Annotated in this window: 19 protein-coding genes; 13 read left to right on the top strand and 6 right to left on the bottom strand. The window is 66.8% G+C overall.

Annotation, left to right across the window (positions count from 1 at the left end):
• Positions 1 to 125: 125 nt before the first annotated feature.
• Positions 126 to 341: a hypothetical protein gene (locus tag GOQ09_RS03310; protein WP_207309920.1), complete on the top strand. Its 216-nt coding sequence runs from the start codon at positions 126 to 128 to the stop codon at positions 339 to 341.
• A gap of 13 nt (positions 342 to 354) precedes the next feature.
• On the opposite strand, the gene GOQ09_RS03305 is transcribed toward GOQ09_RS03310, so the two are convergent.
• From GOQ09_RS03305 to GOQ09_RS03295, 3 genes are read right to left on the bottom strand one after another with little or no spacing between them, the layout of a single operon-like run.
• A complete protein-coding gene (locus tag GOQ09_RS03305) occupies positions 355 to 510 on the bottom strand; it encodes a DUF2474 domain-containing protein (protein ID WP_242630976.1) in 156 nt (51 codons plus the stop codon).
• A complete protein-coding gene (gene cydB, locus GOQ09_RS03300) occupies positions 497 to 1,504 on the bottom strand; it encodes a cytochrome d ubiquinol oxidase subunit II (RefSeq protein WP_157611865.1) in 1,008 nt (335 codons plus the stop codon). The genes GOQ09_RS03305 and cydB overlap by 14 nt, the downstream gene beginning before the upstream one ends.
• A complete protein-coding gene (locus GOQ09_RS03295) occupies positions 1,494 to 2,951 on the bottom strand; it encodes a cytochrome ubiquinol oxidase subunit I (RefSeq protein WP_157611864.1) in 1,458 nt (485 codons plus the stop codon). Before GOQ09_RS03295 ends, cydB begins: the two co-directional genes overlap by 11 nt.
• 141 nt (positions 2,952 to 3,092) lie before the next feature.
• Between GOQ09_RS03295 and GOQ09_RS03290 the strand changes: the two genes are divergently transcribed.
• Positions 3,093 to 4,199 (top strand): SMP-30/gluconolactonase/LRE family protein, encoded by a 1,107-nt coding sequence (locus GOQ09_RS03290; protein WP_157611863.1) that lies wholly within the window; start codon positions 3,093 to 3,095, stop codon positions 4,197 to 4,199.
• A 128-nt stretch (positions 4,200 to 4,327) separates the two neighbouring features.
• A complete protein-coding gene (locus GOQ09_RS03285) occupies positions 4,328 to 5,242 on the top strand; it encodes a protein NO VEIN domain-containing protein (RefSeq protein ID WP_157611862.1) in 915 nt (304 codons plus the stop codon).
• On the opposite strand, the gene GOQ09_RS03280 is transcribed toward GOQ09_RS03285, so the two are convergent.
• From GOQ09_RS03280 to GOQ09_RS03270, 3 genes are all read right to left on the bottom strand, one after another.
• Complete coding sequence (locus GOQ09_RS03280) at positions 5,239 to 7,512, bottom strand: LamG-like jellyroll fold domain-containing protein (protein WP_157611861.1); 2,274 nt, start codon at positions 7,510 to 7,512, stop codon at positions 5,239 to 5,241. The two genes, GOQ09_RS03285 and GOQ09_RS03280, sit on opposite strands and share 4 nt — an antisense overlap.
• A gap of 194 nt (positions 7,513 to 7,706) precedes the next feature.
• The gene (locus tag GOQ09_RS03275; RefSeq protein WP_157611860.1) at positions 7,707 to 9,851 is read right to left on the bottom strand and encodes an amylo-alpha-1,6-glucosidase; all 2,145 of its coding nucleotides are present in this window, start codon (positions 9,849 to 9,851) and stop codon (positions 7,707 to 7,709) included.
• A gap of 3 nt (positions 9,852 to 9,854) precedes the next feature.
• A complete protein-coding gene (locus tag GOQ09_RS03270) occupies positions 9,855 to 10,925 on the bottom strand; it encodes a glycosyltransferase family 4 protein (RefSeq protein WP_157616563.1) in 1,071 nt (356 codons plus the stop codon).
• 198 nt (positions 10,926 to 11,123) lie between these two features.
• On the opposite strand from GOQ09_RS03270, the gene GOQ09_RS03265 reads away from it, so the two are divergent.
• From GOQ09_RS03265 to GOQ09_RS03220, 10 genes are all read left to right on the top strand, one after another.
• Entirely contained in the window at positions 11,124 to 11,780 is a 657-nt protein-coding gene (locus GOQ09_RS03265; protein ID WP_157611859.1) for a diguanylate cyclase, read from the top strand.
• Between the two features lie 135 nt (positions 11,781 to 11,915).
• Entirely contained in the window at positions 11,916 to 12,236 is a 321-nt protein-coding gene (locus GOQ09_RS03260) for a co-chaperone GroES (RefSeq protein ID WP_126749957.1), read from the top strand.
• Positions 12,237 to 12,275: 39 nt separating this feature from the next.
• Positions 12,276 to 13,901, top strand: coding sequence for a chaperonin GroEL (groL, locus tag GOQ09_RS03255; protein WP_157611858.1), 1,626 nt, complete (start codon positions 12,276 to 12,278; stop codon positions 13,899 to 13,901).
• A 185-nt stretch (positions 13,902 to 14,086) separates the two neighbouring features.
• The gene (locus tag GOQ09_RS03250; protein WP_157611857.1) at positions 14,087 to 14,950 is read left to right on the top strand and encodes a cytochrome c oxidase assembly protein; all 864 of its coding nucleotides are present in this window, start codon (positions 14,087 to 14,089) and stop codon (positions 14,948 to 14,950) included.
• An 89-nt stretch (positions 14,951 to 15,039) separates the two neighbouring features.
• Entirely contained in the window at positions 15,040 to 16,878 is a 1,839-nt protein-coding gene (locus tag GOQ09_RS03245; RefSeq protein ID WP_157611856.1) for a methanol/ethanol family PQQ-dependent dehydrogenase, read from the top strand.
• A gap of 1 nt (position 16,879) precedes the next feature.
• Positions 16,880 to 17,716, top strand: a complete 837-nt coding sequence (locus tag GOQ09_RS03240) for a substrate-binding domain-containing protein (RefSeq protein WP_242630974.1) — start codon at positions 16,880 to 16,882, stop codon at positions 17,714 to 17,716.
• Positions 17,713 to 18,282 carry a c-type cytochrome gene (locus GOQ09_RS03235; RefSeq protein WP_157611854.1) on the top strand — a complete coding sequence of 190 codons (570 nt, stop codon included), beginning with the start codon at positions 17,713 to 17,715 and terminating at the stop codon, positions 18,280 to 18,282. The genes GOQ09_RS03240 and GOQ09_RS03235 overlap by 4 nt, the downstream gene beginning before the upstream one ends.
• Entirely contained in the window at positions 18,279 to 19,247 is a 969-nt protein-coding gene (coxB, locus tag GOQ09_RS03230) for a cytochrome c oxidase subunit II (protein ID WP_157611853.1), read from the top strand. Before GOQ09_RS03235 ends, coxB begins: the two co-directional genes overlap by 4 nt.
• Before the next feature lie 28 nt (positions 19,248 to 19,275).
• Entirely contained in the window at positions 19,276 to 21,240 is a 1,965-nt protein-coding gene (gene ctaD / locus GOQ09_RS03225; RefSeq protein ID WP_157616562.1) for a cytochrome c oxidase subunit I, read from the top strand.
• A complete protein-coding gene (locus tag GOQ09_RS03220) occupies positions 21,237 to 21,836 on the top strand; it encodes a cytochrome c oxidase subunit 3 (RefSeq protein ID WP_157611852.1) in 600 nt (199 codons plus the stop codon). The genes ctaD and GOQ09_RS03220 overlap by 4 nt, the downstream gene beginning before the upstream one ends.
• The last annotated feature ends 1 nt before the right edge of the window (position 21,837 follow it).

Here is a 21,837-nt window from a genome sequence, read left to right as displayed (position 1 = left end):
GATTGTCTGGACGCCGACCTGACCGGATGCTGACCGCCACGCTGCCCTCCGGTACCGAATGCGCGGCCCGCAGCATTCGAATTCGGCCTACATACATCTTCCCCCGATTTGTGCAAGTTGAGGCAATGACACAACCCATCGAACTCATCATCGAGGAGCCGGCCCTCGGTTCCTATGTCTGGCGCCTGCTTGAAACCGATACGGACGGAGCGAACCCCAAGGTGCTTCGCGACGCCTTCGATCCGGCGGACACCTACGAAGCCGCGCTGGCGGCGGGGCAACGCGCGCTGCAGAGCGAGATCCGCCGGCGAGCCGCACCGGCCCAGGCGCAGCACCACTAGCCTGCGGCAGGCCTCACGGCGCAGTGAGGCCCACCGCGCGCATCAGCCAGCGAAAGACCAGCGCCACCGCAAAGAGGGCGCCGACGCTGGCCAGCCAGATGGCAAGCAGCCATCCGAACCGGCGCAACCATTTGCCGCGGCCGGCGGGGCCGGGGTCAGTGGTACCCATCGCCATGCCGCACCTTGCCGCGGAACACCCAATAGCTCCATGCGGTGTACATCAGGATGACCGGAATGATCAGCAAGGCGCCGACCAGCGCAAAGCCCAGGCTCTGCGGCGGGCCCGCCGCCTGCCAGATGCTGATGTCCGGCGGGATGACGTTGGGCCACAGGCTGATGCCCAGCCCGGTGTAGCCCAGGAACAGCAGCACCAGCGTGAGCACGAATGGCGATGCGTGCCCCTCGCCGCCCAGTTCGCGCAGCAGGCGCCACGTGACCAGGGCCACCAGCGTGGGCACCGGCGCAAACCACAGCAGATTCGGAAAGCTGAACCAGCGCCTGGCAATCGCCTCGTGCGCGAGCGGCGTCCAGATGCTGATGGCGATGATCACGGCCAGCATCAGCCAGGCCAGCGGCCGTGCCAGGCTGCGCATGCGCATCTGCAGGCGGCCTTCGGTCTTCATCACCAGCCACGTGGCGCCCAGCAGCGCATAGGCCGCCACCAGCGCCGCGCCGGTAAAAAGCGAGAACGGCGAGACCCAGTCGAACGCCCCGCCGGCGTAGTTGCCGCCTTCCACCGGCATGCCGTTCAGGAACGCCCCCAGCGTCACCCCCTGGAAGAAGGCCGCGGTGACCGAGCCGCCGATGAAGGCATGGTCCCACCAGCGGCGCTTGCCCGCACGCGCCTTGAAGCGGAACTCGAAGGCCACGCCGCGGAACACCAGCCCCACCAGCATCAGGATGAGCGGCAGGTAGAACGCGCTGAGGATCACCGCGTAGGCCAACGGAAACGCCGCCAGCAGCCCGGCGCCGCCCAGCACCAGCCAGGTCTCGTTGCCGTCCCACACGGGCGCCACGGTGTTCATCAGCACGTCGCGGTCTTCCTTGGCGGGCACGAACGGAAACAGGATGCCGATGCCCAGGTCGAAGCCGTCCATCACCACGTACATCATGATGCCGAACAGGATGATCACGGCCCAGATCAGGGGAAGATCAATGCCCATCGCGCTCGCCCTCCTTGGCCGCATCGGCCCTGATGTCGGTCTCCGCCTGGTCGTCCTCGGGCGCGGCGGACAGCGGGCGCATCGGCGTTCGCGTCTCGCCCGGCCCGCCCCATGCAGGACGTTCGGCTTCGTCTCCGGCCGGGCCCTTGGCGATCAGGCGCAGCCCGTAGGCGGTGCCCGCGCCGAACACGACCAGGTAGACAACGACGAACAGCGCCAGCGTGAAGCCGACCTGCGCCGTCGAATGCTGCGGCGAGACGGCATCGGCGGTGCGCATGAGGCCGTAGACGATCCACGGCTGGCGGCCGATCTCGGTGGTGTACCAGCCCGCGAGGATGGCCACCAGCCCGGCCGGAGAGAGCGCAACCGCAAAGCGCAGGAAGTTCTTCCTGGCATAGAGCCGCTGCCCCCGGCGCAGCCACAGGCCCCAGAAGGCCAGCGCGATCATCAGCACGCCCAGGCCGACCATGGCGCGGAAGGTCCAGAACACGACGGTCGAGTTCGGCCGGTCTTCGGGTGCGAAGTCCTTCAGCGCGGGGATCTGCCCGTCCCAGCTGTGGGCCAGCAGCAGGCTGCCGGCGCGCGGAATCTCCACCGCGTAGCGCGTGACTTCGGCCTGCATGTCGGGCCAGCCGAAGAGCTTCAGCGGAACGCCTTCGCCTTCGGGGGTGCGCTCCCAGTGGCCTTCGATGGCGGCGAGCTTGGCCGGCTGGTGCTCGAGCGTGTTCAGCCCGTGCTGGTCGCCGATGACCGCCTGCAGCGGCGCGGCGGCCAGGAGCATCCACAGCGCCATCGACAGCATGGTGCGCACGCGGGTGTTGTCGCGGCCGCGCAGCAGGTGCCAGGCGGCCGCCCCGCCGACCATCAGTGCGGTGGCCAGGTAGGCGGCGGTGACGGTGTGCGCGAGCCGGTAGGGGAACGACGGGTTGAAGATCACCCTGAACCAGTCGACCGGCACGACGCGCCCGTCGATGATCTCGTGGCCCTGCGGCGTTTGCATCCAGCTGTTGGACGCGAGGATCCAGGTGGCGGAGATCAGCGTGCCGACGGCCACCGCGATCGTCGAGACGAAGTGCAGCGCGGGGCCCACGCGTTCGCGCCCGAACAGCATCACGCCGAGAAACCCGGCTTCAAGGAAGAACGCGGTCAGCACCTCGTAGGCCAGCAGCGGCCCGGTCACGCCGCCGGCAAAGCGCGAGAAGTTGCTCCAGTTGGTGCCGAACTGGTAGGCCATGACCAGGCCGGAGACCACGCCCATGCCGAAGGCCACGGCAAACACCTTGATCCAGAACTGGTACAGGTCCAGGTACACCTTGCGGCCAGTGCGCAGCCACAGGCCTTCGAGCACGGCCAGGTAGCTCGCCAGGCCGATGGTGAGCGCCGGAAAGATGATGTGGAACGAAATCGTGAAGCCGAACTGGATTCGGGCGAGCAGGAGGGCGTCCATGCGGCAGACCTTAACGTCACAAGCAAATACCCGCAACAGGCGCGTCCGTAAGATGAGCGCCGGCCACTGCCCATGCAGCCGTGCCTCCGTTGGCGCATTTGCGGGCTTGCCGGTTTCACAACGACAAAAGGAGATTTGCAGATGCAGAACGAACCCCTTCAAGCGCGCCGCCGCTTCCTCAAGACCGCCGTGGGATCGGGACTCGCCGCCTTCGCAGGCTTGGCGGGCGCGCAGTCTTTCGACTTCAAACCCAACCAGCGCTACCCCGACCCATCGGTGTTGATACTGGACCCGAGCTTTGCCAAATACCGCATCTACAGCAGCACGGTAGAGCAGCTCGGCACCGGCATGCGGTGGGCGGAAGGGCCGGTGTACTTTCCTGAAGGCGGCTACCTGCTGTGCAGCGACATTCCGAACAACCGGCTCATGAAGTACGACGAAAAGACCGGCAAGTTCACGGTGCACAAGCAGAACGCCAACTACGCCAACGGCAACACGCGCGACCGCCAGGGCCGTCTGATTACCTGCGAACACTCCGTCACGCGCCGCGTGGTGCGCACCGAGAAAGACGGCCGCATGACGGTTCTGGCCGACAGCTACGAAGGCAAGAAGCTCAACGCGCCCAACGACGTGGTCGTGAGGTCGGACGACACGGTGTGGTTCACCGACCCGACCTTCGGCATCAACGGCGAGTGGGAAGGCTCCAGGGCAACGCCCGAACAGGCGACGACCAATGTCTACCGCATTGCCAAGGACGGCAAGCTCACCGCGGTCATCACCGACCTGGTGAACCCGAATGGCCTCGCGTTCTCTCCGGATGAGAAAAAACTCTACGTGGTCGAGTGGAAAGGCACGCCCAACCGCAGCATCTGGAGCTACGACGTTTCGGCCGATGGCGCCAGCGTGTCGAACAAGACCAAGCTGGTGGACGCTGACGGCCCCGGCGCGCTCGACGGCTTCCGCGTCGACCGCGACGGCAACCTCTGGTGCGGCTGGGGCTTCAGCGGCGCCTTCTCGCCTGAGCCCACCGATGTGGGCGGCGGCATGAAGGCGCACTTGCCGCTCGGCAAATCCGAAGAGATGGACGGCGTGAAGATCTTCAACCCGCAAGGCAAGCCGATCGGCTTCATCCGCCTTCCGGAGCGGTGCGCCAACCTCGAGTTCGGCGGGCCCAAGCGCAACCGGCTCTACATGACGAGCAGCCACTCGCTCTACGCGCTCTACGTGGAAGCGCACGGCGCGGTGTAGGCGTTCCGCAAGCAGAAGCTGGCCCAGCGCCTGTCCGCCGGCAGCCGCACGCGGTAACACCGGCTGACTTGCGGGGCGGTGATGATGCGGCATACTCCCACCCCCCAAACTCGCCAGAAGCCCGCTGAATGGACAAGGAAGTCGACCCCCGCGTACTCGCCGTCATCGATGAGATGCGCCTGTCAGGACCGCGGCTCAGTCCGGTTGAAATCGTCGCCAAGATGGGCGTGTTCGACGCGCGCGACAAGCCCTTCGAGTACGCCTGGATGGCCACGGGCGACAACGTCATTGCCACCATCTGGGCGGAGTATGTGCACGTGGGCGCGAATGGGCGCTGGTTCTATCTCGAATCGCTCGACACGCAGCATCGCGCGGGCGGCGGCGCGCGAACGCCCAACCAGGTGCAGCGCGCGAAAGACCGCCTTGCATTGCTCAAGCGCACCTTCGATGCGGGCCAGGGCTTCCGTGCGGTAGTGCAGACCAACCGGGTTGCGATTGCAGAACTCGAAAGCAACAAGAGCGCGAAGGTGTCCACCCGCGTGCGCGACGACTCCGATTGGCACGTTGCAAGCTGGGAGCCCGAGCAGCTGCTGGCGGTGCTGGTGCGCGGCCCGCGCGGCTGGGTTCCCGATGAAGCCGACATGCAGGCCGCCAAGGCGCGAGGCGGCGTTCCGGCGGCCGTGGAAGCAGAGCCCGAGGTCGCCCCTGCCTCGCAAGAAGAGGTTCAGGCCGCCGCCATGGCTTATGTCATGGGCCACTTCAAGGGTTATGGCTACAAGGCCGAGGATGTGACGGGCCAGAAGCTGGGCTACGACATCGAGGTGTCGAATGCGAAAGGCGCAACGCTTCTCAGGGTTGCCGTGAAAGGCACCTCCACCGCAACGCCGAACTTCCACCTCACGCCTGAAGAAAGCGCATGCTCCGCGCGCGAGCCGCTCTGGCGCCTGCTGGTGGTGGCAGACGCCGGCGGTCCCACGGCGCAGCACAAGATCTACAAGCCTTCGGAGATGAGCCAGGCGCCCGGCTTCGAAGCCCGGGGCTAGAGCAGCGCCGCGATTTCCGCGGCGCCCAGCGCGCCCTGGTAGACCCGGAAGTCGTCCAGCTGGGCGCGCAGCGCCGGATCGTTCGGATACTGCGAGCGCCCGAGAAAGTTCTGCGTCGTCTCTCCCAGGTCGAAGGGCGCCAGCGTCATCTGCGCGTTGCTGCCCACCGCCGCGCCGTCGACATACAGCGTGCCGAGCGTGCCGGCCAGCGTCACGGCCACCTGCACCCAGCGCCCGGTCGGCAGCGGCGACGCGCCTTCGATCACCTGCTCGCTGTAGCCGTGAACCCTCGAGATCGCGTAGCGCACGGTGCCAGTGTTGCTGCGCGGCGTGAGCATCATCCAGCGGCGCGTGCCGGAGCCGAAGTCGAACACACGCGACCACGTCGATAGGCTGTCCACGTACACCCAGCATGCGATCGTGAAGTCCGCCGCATCCTTCACCAGGCCCGTGGGCAGGTCGACGTAGGCCCCCGTGCCGCCCAGCGCGACGGCCCCTGCGCTCCGGCCCGCGGTCCAGGCCGCGCCACCGGCAAGTTCGCTGGCGGCGAAACGGCCCGTCGCATCGGCGGCCGAGTTCCCTTGCGCTTCGTCGAACGTGAGATGCATCAGCAGTTCGGGCTTGAGGGCGGCCCGCGCTTCGACGGAAGGCTCGCTCTCTCCGCCCGCGTTCACGGCAACCACGGCGTAGTAGTACACCTCTCCCGCAACGCCTGTGGTGTCCGTGAAGGTGAGCGTGTCGGTGATGCCTGAAGCCACGGTGGTGCTGTACGGCCCGCCCGCGGTGGCCGCGCGCCTGACCGAGTAGCTCAGCGCACCGGTGCTGCCCCACCACGACAGCTCCACTTGCGATGCGCGCACTCGCGCGGTGAGCCCGCTCGGCCGGACGAGCGCCGTGAGCGGATCGCGCGTGAAGGTCAGGGTTCCGAAGCCGAGCTGGTCACCGTTGCCGCCGTCCGTTTCCGGGCGCATCTGCTCGGCCTGCAGCGCGGTGTAGGGCGCGGCAATGCCGAGGCGGTTTGCATAGTGGTTGTACACGCTCTCCCAGATGCCTCGCCGGTGCCCCTGCCCGCCCGTCGCCAGCACCGACTGCGTTCCCTGCCTGTTCACGTTGGTGACAAAAGGCACGGTGTAGAAGTCGCCCGCGCCGTCGCGAAGATTGGACTTGGCGACGTACTCGGCACCGGCCAGAAAGCGGTTGTTCTCGTAGCCGTAGATGTCGTCGCCCTGGTTCCATGCCATTTCGCAGAACGCGCCGGCCAGGCCGATGCCCAGGGTGCAGTGGCCCTGGTCGCGGCCGCTCTCCTGCCACTGGCCCAGATAGCCGGGATGCACGTGATAGACCGCCTGCAACCCGGCGCCGTTGCCCGCGCCGTTCTTGTAGTAGTTCAAGGCCTCGTCGTAGATGTCGCGCCGGTCGCACAGCACGCCGATGGCCAGGATGGCGCCAATCGTGCACTGGTCCCAGTTGGCCCAGTAGTTGGTGATCTCCGAGCCGTTGTGGTTGACGAGGAAGCTGTGGTTGAGCGGATAGAACACCGTCAGCATCATGTTCTGGAAGCGCGCGAAGTCGCTGGCCGCCCAGCCCGGATAGGTGCGCATGATCTCGGCCGCGTTCGCGAACTGCTGGCCGTAGATGCCCGCCGCAAGAAAGCGGTCGGCGTTGCCCTCGATCGCCGTCAGCGTGGACGACCATTCGTTGAGGAACTCGACCGCCAGGTCGGCATAGCGCGTGTCCTGCGAAACCTTCCAACGCAGCGCCAACTGATAGGCGCGCGCAACGTCGATGTAGAACTGCGCGAAGTTCTGGCCCGGGACGTCCCCCCGTATCACCGTGGCCAGCGGCCGCGGCGTGGCACCGAGCTGCGAGCGGCCGTTGGATGTGAGCGCATTCCATCCGGCGAGCCAGGGCTGAGCGTTGGCCGCAACCTTGAGGCGCATGCGCTCGAAGTCGGCTTCGGTGTGCAACAGGCCGGGATGAACGAACTGCTTCGCTTGCGCGGGCGAAGGCGCCGGCGCTGGTGCGTCTTCGGAGCCGGCACCCGTTGCGGGACCGGATGCCGCACCAGCAGTGCCCTGCGTTGCACCGCCAAGCAGGCCGAGGCCCCCGCCCGCTCCGCTGCCGCCGCCTCCGCCACCGCATGCGGTGGTTCCCAGGGCGACGAGACTCATCGCGCCCATGCAGAACACGCGGCGATCGAGGGAGTTGTTGATGAGGTCGGCGGGGCGCTTGTCGAAGGGGATGTTGTCTTCGCTGTCCGATGGATGCATGTTGTATTGAGGTTTTGTTAAACCTGGTTACAGCAACATGCATGCCCAAATCGCGGATGAGCCCTTTTCTATTCGCCTTGCTCGCGGATTGCTGCGAAGAGAAGCCTCATTGCCCACAAAACTCTCTGCACATGACAACAGTGTCACCCGCGCGGCGCAGCGTGCTCATAAATGTCACGCCTCGCGCCGCGCCGCTAGAGCTGCAGGTTGACGTCGACCTTGGGCGTGCCGGGCGCCGATTGCGCGACCACGACGATGCGTTCTTCCAGGCGCTGAAAGTGCAGGTCCACCCGCGCACTCCCCACCTGCAGCCCCTGCACGTGCAGCTGGTCGATGTCCGCGGGCAACTGTGGCCTCACGATCTTCACCTCGCGCCGGATGCCGTCCACCTGCAGGCCCAGGCAGGCTTGCAGCAGCATGAACACCGAGCCCGCCGCCCACGCCTGCGGCAGGCATGCCACAGGGTAGGCAACGGGTGACTGGCCGGGCTGGCGGTCGAAGCCGCAGAACAGTTCGGGCAAGCGCATGCCGAAGTGCGAGGCCGTCTCGAACAGGTTGTCCAGGATGCGCACCACGCCGTCGCGTTCGCCGTAGTGCGCAAGTCCGGCCGCACACAGCGCCACGTCGTGCGGCCACACCGAGCCGTTGTGATACGACATCGGGTTGAAGCGCACCGCCTCCGTCGGCAAGGTGCGAATGCCCCAGCCCGACGCGAAGGCCGACGACAGCAATTGGTGGCCGACAGACAAGGCGCGCTCTTCGCCGGGCAGGCCCGTGAAGAGCAGATGTCCCGCATTCGAGGCCCGCACGCGGCAGGGTTGGTTGGCACCGTCGATGGCAAGCGCGTAGAACTTCAGGTCGTCGAGCCAGAAGCGGCTTTCCACCGCTTCGCGCACGGCCTCCGCGCGCTGGCGCCACCGGGCGGAGCCGGAGTCGCCCTGCCATTCGGCCATCGACGACATCGCGAGAAACGCCGCATAGACATAGCCTTGCACCTCCACCAGCGCAATCGGGCCTTCGGGCGTGCGGCCGTCGGCGTGGAAGATCGAGTCGTGGCTGTCCTTCCACCCCTGGTTGGCAAGGCCGCTGGCCTCACCGCGCTGGTAGGCCAGCAGGCCGCCCTGGTGGCGCGCCATGTTGCGCTCCATCCATTCGCAAGCGGCGCACAGCGCGGGCCAGATGTGCGCGATGGTGGCGCGGTCGGCGGTGCGCTGCGCGTAGGCGCCTGCCAAGGCCACGAAAAGCGGCGTGGTGTCGACCCCGCCGTAGTACTGGCCGAAGGGCAGTTCGTCGACCGCGGCCATTTCGCCTTTGCGGGTCTCGTGCATGATTTTTCCGGGCTCGGCATCGCGAAAGCTCGAGGTCTGGTGCGCCTGCCGCGCCGCAAGAAATTCCAGCACGCCCTGCGCCAGCCTAGGGTCGATCCACAGCGTCTGGAAAGCGGTGACGATGGCGTCGCGCCCGAACGGCGTCGAGAACCATGGAATGCCCGCGTAGGGATACGGTCCCGTGGGCAGGTCGGTCGTGAGCAGCGCAAGGTCGGCGCGCGAACGATCGAGCCAGGCCTGGAACAGGCGGCCTGAAGCCTGCAGTCGCGAACCGCGGCGCTGGCGTGCGCGCATGCGCCACCGCGCGAGCACGCCGGCCTCGCGAAACCGCGCCGCGTTGGGTTGGCCAGGCTCGGTGCCCACCTCGATGTAGAGCGTCCACTCGCCGTGCGCCGCAAGCGGCACCGTGAACTCCGCAGTGCCTGCATTGAGGCGCTGCGGAATTTCCGAGAAGTCGATGCAGGCCAGGCGCGTGACCGTGTCCAGCCCCAGATAGCGCAGCACCACGCCGTGCGTGCCCAGCTCTGGCGCGCCGATGTCGCCGCGCCGCGCGCGCTGCTGGCCGCGCACTTCGAACATGTCGCGAAAGTCGGCGCCGAACTGCAGCGCGAGCGGCGCCTGCGCGGGCTGGTCGCTGTAGTTGACGAGCCGGATGCGCTCGAACAGCCGCGCGCCCCACAGAAAGCGCTTGCGCTCCAGGTGGATCACGCCCTGCGGCATCGATGTCGATCCGAGCACCGGCAGCGGGCGGTTGGTGAGATTGGCGGTGAAGAAAACGTTGTCCTGGCTGACCCCGCTGGACAAGAGCGACGGACGCGCGCCGTCGAGCCGCAGCACGAATGTCGACAGCATGCGCGTGTCGTCGTGAAAGAGCCCGTCCACGCCGCCGCCCACGTCGCCGTGGCCGTCCATCACAAAATAGGTATCGCCCTCCTTGAGCACGAACGCGTGCTGCACCGCGCGTTCGGCGGCCGGCTCGGCCTGATCGACGGCAGGCACTTCAACGCTCATCGCTCAGGCCGCCTCATGGTAGACATGGTCCTGCGGCGGCAGCACCCCGCCGCCGATCAGCCGCTTGTATTGCTCGACGTAGGCGCTTGCCATCGCCTGCGCGGAGAACCTGCGTTCGAACGCCTCGCGCACGCGGTGGCGGTCGAGCTGGCCGATGGCGCGCACGGCCTCCACCGCCTCTGACTCGTCTTCGACGATAAGCCCGCTCACGCCGTGCTCGATCACTTCGGGCACCGAGCCGCAGCGCCATCCGATCACCGGCGTGCCGCAAGCCATGGCCTCGATCATCACCAGGCCAAAGGGCTCCGGCCAGTCGATGGGGAAGAGCAGCGCGCGCGCACCGCCGAGAAATTTCGCCTTGTCGGCATCGCCGATCTCGCCGATGAATTCGACCAGCGGGTGGTCGAGCATCGGCCTTATCTTTTGGGCAAAGTAGCTCGCATCGGCCGTATCGACCTTGGCCGCGATCTTGAGTGGGAGCCCCGCTTTCTTCGCGATCTCGATGGCGCGGTCAGGCCGCTTCTCGGGCGAGATGCGCCCCAGGAAAGCCAAGTACCCGTCAGGCTTCGGCTGGAAGGCATAGGAAGTTTCATCCAGCCCGTGGGGGATGGTCGCGAACCAGTTGGCAAAAGGCAGCGGCTTGCGTTGGTGGCGCGAGATGGAGACCAGCGGATAGCGGCTCCAGCGCATGTAGGCACCGGGCAGATCGGCAATGTCGAGGCGGCCATGAAGCGTGGTGAGCGTGCGGCCCGCCATGTCCTCGAAGAACGGAAAGTGCATCAGGTCGACGTGGAAATGCAGCACATCGAACTGGTGCGCTCGTCGCCGCACTTCGTGAAGCATGCTCAGGTGACTGGCCAGGTCCGACTTCAGCGGCGCTGGGTCCAGGCGCAGGGCCTGCGCGCGCATGGGCGCCAGCTGTGCGCGAGTCTGCGTGTCCGCCGAAGCGAAAAGCGTGACCTCGTGGCCCTGGTCGACCAGCGCGTTGGCCAGGTGGGCGACGACCCGTTCGGTACCGCCGTAAAGCCGCGGCGGAACGGCTTCGTAGAGGGGTGCGATCTGCGCGATCTTCATCGTCAAGACAGTCTCCTCGAAGGAAATGAATGAACAAGGAATGAGGGCGAAGAAACGGAGGCGCGAAGCTTCCGAGCTGTAATTTTGATGCGGCTGTTTTTAATTTCAAGAGCATTCAAAAGCGCCCCTGCGGCGTCCGCCGCTTGCAGCCGGCGCCGCCTTGTTCTAGATTTTTTGCGTTGCATTGGAGGTCTCTTGATGAACATTCTCGAAACCGTTGCCGACCAGTCCGACGCGATGCGGCTGCCGCTCTATGCGGTGACCGTGACTGCCGTGGCCCGCGAAGAAGCGCCTGCGCTGCTGTCGCTGCACTGGCACGGCTTCTTCCGGCAGACGCCCTTGCATCTGCCGGGCCTCGAACTCCCGGCGCGGCCGGTGCCGCAATCGATGGCGCAGTTCGACATGCCCCAGGGTGTTCTCGATGCGTTCGACGCGCTCGAGCAATCGCTGCTCGAGGCCGCGTGGCAGCTCGGAGCCTGGGACGTCGAGCGGCTGGAGCGGCCGGCATGGTGGCGGCCTGGCGCCCCCGCAACCGAAGTGAGCGACGGCCGCCGCGCTTTCGGCTACTACGAGGACGACGACAGCGACAACGGCCACGTCATGGCCGATGCGCCCGATCGCGAGGAGCTGATGCGGCTTGCCGCGCACCGCGGCTACCTGCGCTGGCTGTTCCGCCCGCGCAAGCGCGGCATCTGGGCCGAAGTGCAGAACGATGGCGACGACACGCTCGACGAGAGCGGCGGGCGCCCGCTGCCCTGCCCTGTCTTGCCCCAGCCGCTGCATGGCGACGATGCGACGCGCCGCACCGTCTACCGGTTGGGCCGGGCGGATCGCATCCTGCTTGGGGGCGGCTGAAAAAAATCGTCACAAAAAAATCTCCAGCACGGCCTCTTGAAGCGTTGCCGGCGCGCCCATAGCTCTCGCGCGCCGGCATTTTCTCGGTGCCGGTTCAACTTTTTTTGATGACCTGTATCGCTTAGGAGATTGAACATGAAACTTCATCCTCTGTACGACCGGGTGATCGTCAAGCGGATCGAACAGCAGCGCAAGACGGCTTCCGGCATCGTGATTCCCGACTCGGCCGCGGAGAAGCCCGAACAGGGCGAGGTGCTCTCGGTGGGCCAAGGGAAGCTGCTTGCGGACGGCACCCTGCGCCCCTTGCACCTGAAGGCGGGCGACCAGGTGCTCTTTGCCAAGTACGCGGGGCAGACGGTCAAGGTCGAAGACGAGGAACTGCTGGTGATGCGCGAGGACGACGTGCTCGCGGTTGTCGACACCGGCGAACGCGGCGGCCTGAAGCGCGTCGCCTGATGATGTCCAGAAACCCGTTGTGAAAGGAGTGATTAAAAAATGAGTGCCAAGGACGTCAGGTTCCATGACAACGCCCGCCAGCGCATCGTCGCGGGCGTCAACATCCTTGCCGATGCGGTGAAGGTCACGCTCGGTCCCAAGGGCCGCAACGTGCTGCTCGAACGCAGCTTCGGCGCGCCCACCATCACCAAGGACGGCGTGTCGGTGGCCAAGGAGATCGAGCTTGCCGACAAGTTCGAGAACATGGGCGCGCAGATCGTGAAGCAGGTCGCCTCCAAGACGGCCGACGTGGCGGGCGACGGCACCACCACCGCCACCGTGCTCGCACAAGCCATCGTGCAGGAAGGCATGAAGCATGTGGCCTCGGGCATGAACCCGATGGACCTGAAGCGCGGCATCGACAAGGCCGCCACCGCGGTGCTCGAAGAGCTGCGCAAGCTGTCCAAGCCCATCTCCACGGGCAAGGAGATCGCGCAGGTGGCGGCGCTGTCGGCCAACTCGGACGAAGCCATCGGCAAGATCATTGCCGACGCGATGGAGAAGGTCGGCAAGGAAGGCGTGATCACGGTGGAAGACGGCAAGTCGCTCGAGAACGAGCTCGACGTGGTGGAGGGCATGCAGTTCGACCGCGGCTACCTGAGCCCCTACTTCATCAACGACCCCGAGAAGCAGGTGGCGCATCTCGATGATCCGCTGGTGCTGCTGCACGACAAGAAAATCTCGAACATCCGCGAACTGCTGCCCGTACTCGAAGCCGCCGCGAAAGCCGGCAAGCCGCTCCTGATCGTGGCCGAAGAGGTCGAAGGCGAAGCGCTCGCCACGCTGGTGGTCAACTCCATGCGCGGCGTGCTGAAGGTGGCGGCCGTCAAGGCGCCGGGCTTCGGCGACCGCCGCAAGGCGATGCTCGAGGACATTGCAGTGCTCACGGGCGCGACGGTCATCTCCGAAGAAACCGGCAAGCAGCTCGACAAGGCAACGCTCGAAGACCTGGGCCGTGCCAAGCGCGTCGAAGTGCAGAAGGAGAACACCATCATCATCGACGGCGCGGGCGACCAGGCGCTCATCGATGCGCGCGTCAAGTCGATCCAGGCGCAGATCGAGCAGGCAACCAGCGACTACGACCGCGAGAAGCTGCAGGAGCGCGTGGCCAAGCTCGCGGGCGGCGTGGCGGTGATTCGCGTGGGCGCTGCAACCGAGGTCGAGATGAAAGAGAAGAAGGACCGCGTCGACGATGCGCTGCACGCCACGCGCGCGGCCGTCGAGGAAGGCATCGTGCCTGGTGGCGGCGTGGCGCTGCTGCGCGCACGTGCGGCCATCACCGAGCTCAAGGGCGCCAACGCCGACCAGGACGCGGGCATTCGCATTGCGCTGCGCGCGCTCGAGGCGCCCTTGCGCGCCATCGTGGCCAATGCGGGCGTGGAGCCCTCTGTGGTCGTCGCCAAGGTGCTCGAGGGCAAGGGCAACTACGGCTACGACGCATCGACCGGCGAGTACGGCGATCTGGTGCAGATCGGCGTGGTCGACCCGACCAAGGTCACCCGCACCGCGCTGCAGAACGCGGCGTCGATCGCGGGCCTGATCCTCACAACCGATGCGACCGTGGCAGAGCTGCCCAAGCCTGCCGAGAAGGCACCGGCCATGCCTGCCGGCGGCATGGACTATTGATGAGTTCATATCTCGCTTGCTGAAGCACAGAGCGGCGTCCTTCGCGGGACGCCGCTTTTTTTTGCAACGCAGCGCGTCCGGCGAACGAAGCAGCGTTCGCGGATTTGTCTCAGACTATGCAGATGCGAACAACGGTGCCGCCAACTGAAAGCGCAAAGCATGCGGCTGTGCGATGGCCATGTGCCATGCCGCTGGTTCTGCTGGCGCCCATTGCGGGTGCGCATGCGCCCGAAGCGGGATCGCCCGCGCCGGCGATCGGGTGGAGCCCGGAGCCGTGGGTGCTTGCATGCCTGGCCACAAGCCTTCTGCTTTACCTGGCCGGCCTGCTGCGGCTGTGGCGCAAGGCCGGCGCTGGCCGGGGCGTCGGCAAGGCGCGCGCGGCTTCTTTCGGCGCCGGCTGGCTCGCGCTGGTGGTGGCGCTCGTGTCGCCGCTCGATGCGCTCGGCGGCTTTCTTTTTTCCGCCCACATGGTTCAGCACGAGGTGCTCATGATCGTGGCCGCGCCGCTGCTGGTCATGGGCCGGCCGCTTGCCGTATGGACCTGGGCGCTGCCCGCCATGTGGCGCTCGCGAACCAGCGGCCTGGTGAGGTTGCCCGCGGTGGCCGGAACCTGGAACGTACTGACCTATGCGCCCGTGGCCTGGGCCCTGCACGGCCTTGCGCTCTGGGTGTGGCACCTGCCGCCATTGTTCGAGGCGGCGCTGCGCAGCCCGGGCGTGCACAGCCTGCAGCACACCAGCTTTCTCGTCACGGCACTGCTGTTCTGGTGGCCGCCGCTGGGCGGGGCTTCGCGCGCGGGCCACGGCGGCTCGATGCTGTATCTCTTCACGACCATGGTGCATACCGGAGCCCTCGGCGCGCTGCTGACGTTCTCTACCGTGCCGTGGTATCCCGCCTATGGGGCGAGCACGCCCGCATTCGGATTCGACCTGCTCGAAGACCAGCGGCTCGGCGGGCTGATCATGTGGGTGCCTGCGGGCCTTGCCTACCTTGCGGTGGCGCTTGCGGCGGCTGCAAGGCTGCTGCGTGGGGAGCCGGCGCGCGCCTGAGGCTTGCCGCTCATCAATAGCTGCCGATAACCTGTCGGCTTGCCGCCCTACAGCCCGCGGCCCTTGCCTTGCTATGTTGCTGATGCCTCATGTCGGACCGGCAATCGATGCGAAGCCATAACCACACACAGAAGCGAAGCGCGCGATGGGCGAGCCTCTTGACAGGCAGCCTTTTGCCGGGCGCGTTCGCGCTTGCACATGCACAGCCCGCTGCTCCGGCGGATGGGCCGCCGCCCGGCGAGGGCGAGTGGACCATGCCCGCGCGGGACCATGCGAGCACTCGCTTCAGCCCGCTCGCGCAGATCACGAGCGCCAACGTTGCCAAATTGCAGCCGGCGTTCACCTTCTCCACCGGCGTGGTGCGCGGGCACGAAGCGGCGCCGCTGGTGGTGGGCGGCACCATGTACATCGTCGGCCCCTACCCCAATGTGCTGTTTGCGCTCGACCTCGCCAAGCCGGGCGCGCCGCTCAAATGGAAGTTCGAGCCCCGGCCCGACGCCGGCTCGCAAGGCGTTGCGTGCTGCGACCAGGTGAACCGCGGCGCAGCCTATGCCGATGGGCGCCTGTTCTTCAACACGCTCGACAACCAGACGATCGCAGTCGATGCGGCGAGCGGCGCCGAACTGTGGCGCGTAAAGCTCGGCGACATCCGCATCGGCGAAACCATGACGATGGCCCCGCTGGTGGTGAAGGGCAAGGTGCTGGTGGGCAACAGCGGCGGCGAGTTCGGCGTGCGCGGCTGGCTGACCGCGCTGGATGCGGCCACCGGCAGGACAGTGTGGCGCGCGTGGAGCACGGGCCCGGACCGCGACGTGCTGATAGGCGAGCAGTTCAAGCCCTTCTATGCGCAAGATCGCGGCAAGGACCTGGGCGTGAACTCGTGGCCGCCCGAGGCCTGGAAGATCGGCGGCGGCAATGCGTGGGGCTGGATCTCGTACGACCCGGAGCTCGACCTCATCTACTACGGCACAGGCAATCCGGGGCCATGGAACCCCGAGCAGCGGCCCGGCGACAACCGCTGGACCGCAGGGCTCTTCGCACGCCGGCCCGATACCGGCGAGGCGGTCTGGTTCTACCAGTTCAGCCCGCATGATCTGCACGACTACGACGGCGTGAACGAGAACATCCTGATCGATGCAGAGGTGGGCGGCAAGCCGCGCAAAGTGCTGGTCCACCCCGATCGCAACGGCCATGTGTACCTGATGGACCGCGCCAGCGGCGAGGTGCTGTCGGCCCGGGCCTTCGTGAAGGTGACGACCTCTTCCGGCGTGGACCTGAAGACCGGGCGCTTGCGCTACGACCCTGCCAAGGAGCCGAAGGTCGGCCGGACCGTGCGCGAGATCTGCCCTGCCTCGCCCGGCGCCAAGGACTGGCAGCCTTCGGCCTGGTCGCCGCGCACGCGGCTCGTCTACATACCGCACCAGAACCTGTGCCAGGACAGCCAGCCCTACCAGGTGAGCTACATCGCGGGCACGCCCTACGTGGGCTCCGAGACGCGCATGTACTCCGGGCCCGGCGGCCATCGCGGCCGGTTCACCGCGTGGGATCCGATCGCCGGCAAGGCGGCATGGTCGAAGGACGAGAACTTTCCGGTCTGGAGCGGCGCTCTCGCAACAGCGGGCGACGTGGTCTTCTACGGCACGATGGACGGATGGTTCAAGGCCCTCGACGCGCGAACCGGCACCCTGCTTTGGCAGTACAAGACAGAGTCCGGAATCATCGGCCAGCCGGTGTCCTACCGCGGACCCGACGGCAAGCAGTACGTGGCCGTGCTGTCGGGCGTTGGCGGCTGGGCCGGCTCCGTGGTGGCGGGCGACCTGGATGCACGCGACGGCACGGCGGCACTGGGCTTTGCCAATGCCATGAAAGACCTCTCCGCGGCAACACGAAAGGGCGGCAAGCTGTATGTCTTCAGGCTGCCCGATTGATTTGTCTCGCGCAGCATGCGCGGCCCTGCTCGCGCTGCTGGGCGCAATGCCTCATGCCCGCGCGCAGGACAAGGCCACCGCGGTGCAGCCGACAGCGCTGCGCGTTTGCGCCGAGCCCGACAACCTGCCTTACTCGCGCGAGGACCAGAGCGGTTTCGAAAACCGCATCGCGCGCCTCCTGGCGGACGACCTGCAATTGCCGCTGCAATACCAGTGGCTGCCCGACCGGCGCGGCTTCGTGCGCAAGACCATCGGTGCCGATGCTTGCGACCTGATCATCGGCGTACCCGCGGGCGACGACCGCGTGCTGACCACGAAGCCCTACTACCGCTCGAGCTACGTGTTCGTCCAGAACGAAACCGGCGCGGCGGGAAGCGGCGCGCTGCGTTCCTTCGACGACGCTCGCCTGCCATCGCTGCGCATCGGTGTGCAACTGGTCGGCAACGACCTGGCCGCCACGCCGCCCGGACATGTGCTCGCGCGGCACGAGGCGGTGCGCAACGTGGTCGGCTTTACCGTGTCCGGCGACGGGCCGCCTGCCCAGCGCATGGTGGACGCAGTGGCTCGCGGCGAGCTCGACGCCGCGGTGGTCTGGGGGCCGCAGGCAGGCTACTTCGCAGCACGGGCCACGCCTGCCCTGCACATCACGCGGGCAGCCGCGCCGGCCGACCCGGACCTTCCCTTCAGCTTTTCGATAGCAATGGGCGTGCGCAAGGGCGACCATGCAATGAAAGCGCGCCTCGAAGATTTCCTTGCGCGGCGCGCCGCCGACATCGGCGGCATTCTCGATGCCTATGCGGTGCCGCGCCTCCCCATGGTGGGCGCGGAGAAGCCATGACGGCAACGGCGGCATCGACCGCGCGCATTGCGGCGCTCGCGCTCTCTTCGGCGTTGGCGCTGTGTGCCTGCGAGCGCGAGATGCGCCGCTTTGAAACTCCGCCCGACAACCGCTCGAGCGCGCGCCCCGAAACACCGAGAACCAGCACCTTGCAACCCGCAGAGGCACGCAGCGACGCGGTGCGCATGCCGGCGGGCAACGGCGAAGGCTACGAAGGAAACGCCTACAACGTGGCGCAGGGCAAACGGCTGTACCGTTGGTACAACTGCGGCGGCTGCCACGCGCAGGGCGGCGGCGGAATGGGGCCGGCGCTCATCGACGACCAATGGCGCTATGGCAGCGAGCCGGCGCAGATCTTCAGCACCATCATGCAGGGGCGGCCCAATGGCATGCCTTCTTTCGGCGGGCACCTGAGCGAAGACCAGGTGTGGCAGCTCACCGCATACGTGCGCTCGATGAGCGGCCAACTGCGCAAGGACGTCGCTCCGGGCCGCGCCGACAGCCTGCAGGCCAACGAGCCGGAAGCGGCGCGCGACCGTGAACCGCCCCGGCCGGGAGCCAAATGATGGAAGCGCTGCACGACGTGCTCGCCCCCTTCGGCCCGCAAGCCGCCCATGTGCGCGAGCTGTGGCTGCTCACGCTGGCGGTATGCACGGTGGTCTTCGCGGCCGTGCTGGCGGCCTTGCTGTTTGCGCTGCTGCGCGCACCGCGCGCCAATGCGCAGAGCCCGCCCGGCCTGTCCGACCTGGGCCGGCCCGAGCCCGGCAAGCGGCGCAGCGTAATCGCGGCCGTGGCGGCCTCCACATTGCTGCTGCTCGCGCTCATTGCGGCCAGCATCTTCACCGACCGTGCGCTTGCAAGGCTTTCGACAGAAGGCGCGCTGCGGCTCGAAGTAACGGCCCACCAATGGTGGTGGGAAGTGCGCTACGTGGAACCCAACGTGGCCGACAGTTTTATTACCGCCAACGAAATCCATGTGCCGACCGGCCGCCCGGTGATCGTGACGCTCAAGGCGGACGACGTGATTCACAGCTTCTGGGTGCCGAGCCTCGCCGGCAAGAAAGACCTGCTTCCGGGCCGCACCACCACGATGAACTTTCGTGCGGACCGCGACGGCGTCTATCGCGGGCAGTGCGCCGAGTTTTGCGGCTCGCAGCATGCGCTGATGGCGTTCTTCGTGGTGGCCGATCCGCCGGAGCGCTATGCCGCGTGGGCGGCAGCACAGCGCCGCACGGCGAGCGAACCGACGGAAAGCCAGCCGATGCGCGGCCGCGAGATCTTCATGCGGTCGAGCTGCGCCATGTGCCATGCCATCGACGGCACCACGGCGCAGGCCGTGCGCGGCCCCAACCTGACCCATGTTGCCAGCCGCGGCACGCTGGCAGCGGGTGCGCTGGCCAACACGCCCGAAGACCTGAAGCGCTGGATCGCCGATCCGCAGCAGATCAAGCCCGGCACCTACATGCCCGCCACCAGGCTCGCGCCCGAAGAGATGGACGCGCTGGTGGGCTATTTGCAGACCCTGCGTTGAGTTGCACGACATGCAAAACACGCACGCCATGAACCGGCCCGGCCACGCCCCCGCTTCGCGCCTGAAAGACGGAACCGGCCCGGGCTCGCCCGAGGCCGCCGCATTGGATGCCACCTGGAGCGATCCACCAGGGCTGCTCGGCTGGCTCGCGGCCGTCAACCACAAGTCCATTGCCCGCCGCTTCATCGTCACCACCTTCTGCTTTTTCGTGGCGGGCGGCCTGCTCGCGGTGGTCATGCGGCTGCAGCTCGCGCGCCCCGGCTCAAAGCTGGTCGGGCCCGATCTCTACAACCAGCTGTTCACGATGCACGGCTCGACAATGATGTTTCTCTTTGCCGTGCCGGTGATGCAGGCCGTGGCCGTGTACCTCGTGCCGCTGATGCTGGGCACGCGCAGCATCGCGTTTCCGCGGCTGAACGCCTTCGCCTACTGGATCTTTCTGTTCGGCGGGCTGATGCTCTATGTGGTCTTCGTGCTGGGCGCCGGGCCCGATGCGGGCTGGTTCTCGTATGTACCGCTGGCGGGGCCGGACTATTCGCCCGGCAAGCGCGAGGACTTCTGGGCCCAGATGATCACGTTCACCGAACTGTCGGCGCTGCTGGAGGCCATTGTGGTGATCACCACGGTGTTCAAGCTGCGCGCACCGGGCATGACGCTCAACCGCATTCCGCTGTTTGTATGGGCCATGCTGGTCACGGCGTTCATGGTGCTGTTTGCCATGCCCTCCGTCATGCTGGCAAGCACCATGCTCATCATGGACCGGCTGGTCGGCTCGCACTTTTTCAACCCGGCCGAAGGCGGCGACGTGGTGCTGTGGCAGCACCTGTTCTGGTTTTTCGGCCACCCGGAGGTTTATCTCATCTTCTTGCCCGGGCTCGGGTTTCTCTCGGCCATGATCCCGACCTTTGCGCGGCGGCCGATCTTCGGCTACACGGCCATGGTGCTGTCGCTGATTGCCACCGCCTTCCTGGCTTTCGGGCTGTGGGTGCATCACATGTTCGCGGTCAACCTGCCGGAGCTCGGCAAGAGCTTCTTCACCGCCGCAAGCATGCTGATCGCCATTCCCTCAGCGGTGCAGATCTTCTGCTGGCTCGCCACGCTGTGGGGCGGCAAGCTCGACTTCAAGACGCCCTTGCTCTTCGTGCTGGGCTTCTTCTTCATCCTCGTGCTGGGCGGCATGACCGGCATCATGCTGGCCTCGGTGCCGCTGGACCTGCAGGTGCACGACAGCTACTTCGTGGTGGCGCACCTGCACTATGTGCTGATAGGCGGCGCGGTGTTTCCGCTCTTCGGCGCCTTCTACTACTGGTACCCCAAGATCACGGGCCGGCTCATGAGCGAGCGGCTCGGGCGGTGGAACTTCTGGCTTTTCTTCATCGGCTTCAACGTGGCCTTCTTCCCGATGCACCTGCTCGGCCTGAAGGGCATGCCGCGCCGCGTCTACACCTACCAGGCGGGGCTGGGCTGGGACGCCATGAACATGGTTGCAACCATCGGGGCGCTGACGATTGCCATGTCCGTGCTGCTCTTCATCGTGAACGCAGCGCGCAGCCTGCGGCACGGCGCACCGGCCGGCGCAAACCCGTGGGGCGCCGGCACACTCGAATGGGCCACCGAGTCGCCGCCGCCCCCCTGCAACTTTCATGCGATACCGGTGGTGCATGGCCGCGATCCGCTGTGGGAGCATCCGCGCCCTGAGGCCGAAGGCGCGCAGCCCGCTTTCACGCATGTGAGCGGGCTCGCGGCAGATACGCGCGAACTGCTCGCCACCACGGTGCTGGACGCCCGCCCCGATCTGCGCCTGAATTTCCCCGATCCCACCATCTGGCCGTTTGTGAGCGCGGTGGCCGTGACCGCGCTCTTCATCGGATCGGTCTTCACGCCCTGGGCGGTGGTGTGGGGCAGCATTCCAATTGCCATTGCCCTCACAGCGTGGTTCTGGCCCGACCGCGCGGAGACCTCGGTGCACCTGAGCCTGGAGCGCAAGCCATGACCTGGCGCGCACTCGACGTCTCCGGCCTGCCGAGCTATGCCTTCGGCCACCGCAGCCTGATGTGGTGGGGTACCTTCGGGCTGATCGCGATCGAGGGCACCCTCTTCGCGCTTGCCATCGGCTCCTACCTGTACCTGCGTAGCCAGTCTCAAGCATGGCCGATAGGAGCACCTCCGCCGCAGCTGCTGTGGGGCACCGTCAATACGCTCATCCTGCTGGCCAGCACCTGGCCGAACCACAAGGCCAAGCGGGCAGCCGAAGCTTGCGACCTGGTGCGAACACGCCGCTGGCTGATGGCAGGCCTTGCGTTCTCGGTAGCTTTTCTCGTGGTGCGCGGCTTCGAGTTCGGGGCGCTGCATACCCGCTGGGACAGCAACGCTTACGGCTCCATCGTGTGGATGCTGCTTGGCCTGCACACGGTTCACCTGCTCACCGACACCTACGACACCGCGGTGCTTGGCGTGCTTCTCTTCACCGGCCCGATGGAAGGCCAGCGGTTCGCCGACGTGAGCGAAAACGCGCTGTACTGGTACTTCGTGGTGTTCTCCTGGCTACCGATCTACGCGGTCATCTATGGCGTGCCGCGCCTTCAATGAG

The organism is Variovorax paradoxus (assembly GCF_009755665.1).
Lineage (GTDB): Bacteria > Pseudomonadota > Gammaproteobacteria > Burkholderiales > Burkholderiaceae_C > Variovorax > Variovorax paradoxus_G.
The sequence above is the reverse complement of the archived record's forward strand: the minus strand, read 5'-3'. Positions and strand labels throughout refer to the sequence as shown.

Bases quoted from the DNA above. Each gene is read 5' to 3' on its own strand.
- GOQ09_RS03310 (WP_207309920.1), top strand. From the start codon at position 126: ATGACACAACCCATCGAACTCATCATCGAGGAGCCGGCCCTCGGTTCC.
- GOQ09_RS03305 (WP_242630976.1), bottom strand. From the start codon at position 510: ATGGGTACCACTGACCCCGGCCCCGCCGGCCGCGGCAAATGGTTGCGC.
- cydB (WP_157611865.1), bottom strand. From the start codon at position 1,504: ATGGGCATTGATCTTCCCCTGATCTGGGCCGTGATCATCCTGTTCGGC.
- GOQ09_RS03295 (WP_157611864.1), bottom strand. From the start codon at position 2,951: ATGGACGCCCTCCTGCTCGCCCGAATCCAGTTCGGCTTCACGATTTCG.
- GOQ09_RS03290 (WP_157611863.1), top strand. From the start codon at position 3,093: ATGCAGAACGAACCCCTTCAAGCGCGCCGCCGCTTCCTCAAGACCGCC.
- GOQ09_RS03285 (WP_157611862.1), top strand. From the start codon at position 4,328: ATGGACAAGGAAGTCGACCCCCGCGTACTCGCCGTCATCGATGAGATG.
- GOQ09_RS03280 (WP_157611861.1), bottom strand. From the start codon at position 7,512: ATGCATCCATCGGACAGCGAAGACAACATCCCCTTCGACAAGCGCCCC.
- GOQ09_RS03275 (WP_157611860.1), bottom strand. From the start codon at position 9,851: ATGAGCGTTGAAGTGCCTGCCGTCGATCAGGCCGAGCCGGCCGCCGAA.
- GOQ09_RS03270 (WP_157616563.1), bottom strand. From the start codon at position 10,925: ATGAAGATCGCGCAGATCGCACCCCTCTACGAAGCCGTTCCGCCGCGG.
- GOQ09_RS03265 (WP_157611859.1), top strand. From the start codon at position 11,124: ATGAACATTCTCGAAACCGTTGCCGACCAGTCCGACGCGATGCGGCTG.
- GOQ09_RS03260 (WP_126749957.1), top strand. From the start codon at position 11,916: ATGAAACTTCATCCTCTGTACGACCGGGTGATCGTCAAGCGGATCGAA.
- groL (WP_157611858.1), top strand. From the start codon at position 12,276: ATGAGTGCCAAGGACGTCAGGTTCCATGACAACGCCCGCCAGCGCATC.
- GOQ09_RS03250 (WP_157611857.1), top strand. From the start codon at position 14,087: ATGCCGCTGGTTCTGCTGGCGCCCATTGCGGGTGCGCATGCGCCCGAA.
- GOQ09_RS03245 (WP_157611856.1), top strand. From the start codon at position 15,040: ATGTCGGACCGGCAATCGATGCGAAGCCATAACCACACACAGAAGCGA.
- GOQ09_RS03235 (WP_157611854.1), top strand. From the start codon at position 17,713: ATGACGGCAACGGCGGCATCGACCGCGCGCATTGCGGCGCTCGCGCTC.
- coxB (WP_157611853.1), top strand. From the start codon at position 18,279: ATGATGGAAGCGCTGCACGACGTGCTCGCCCCCTTCGGCCCGCAAGCC.
- ctaD (WP_157616562.1), top strand. From the start codon at position 19,276: ATGAACCGGCCCGGCCACGCCCCCGCTTCGCGCCTGAAAGACGGAACC.
- GOQ09_RS03220 (WP_157611852.1), top strand. From the start codon at position 21,237: ATGACCTGGCGCGCACTCGACGTCTCCGGCCTGCCGAGCTATGCCTTC.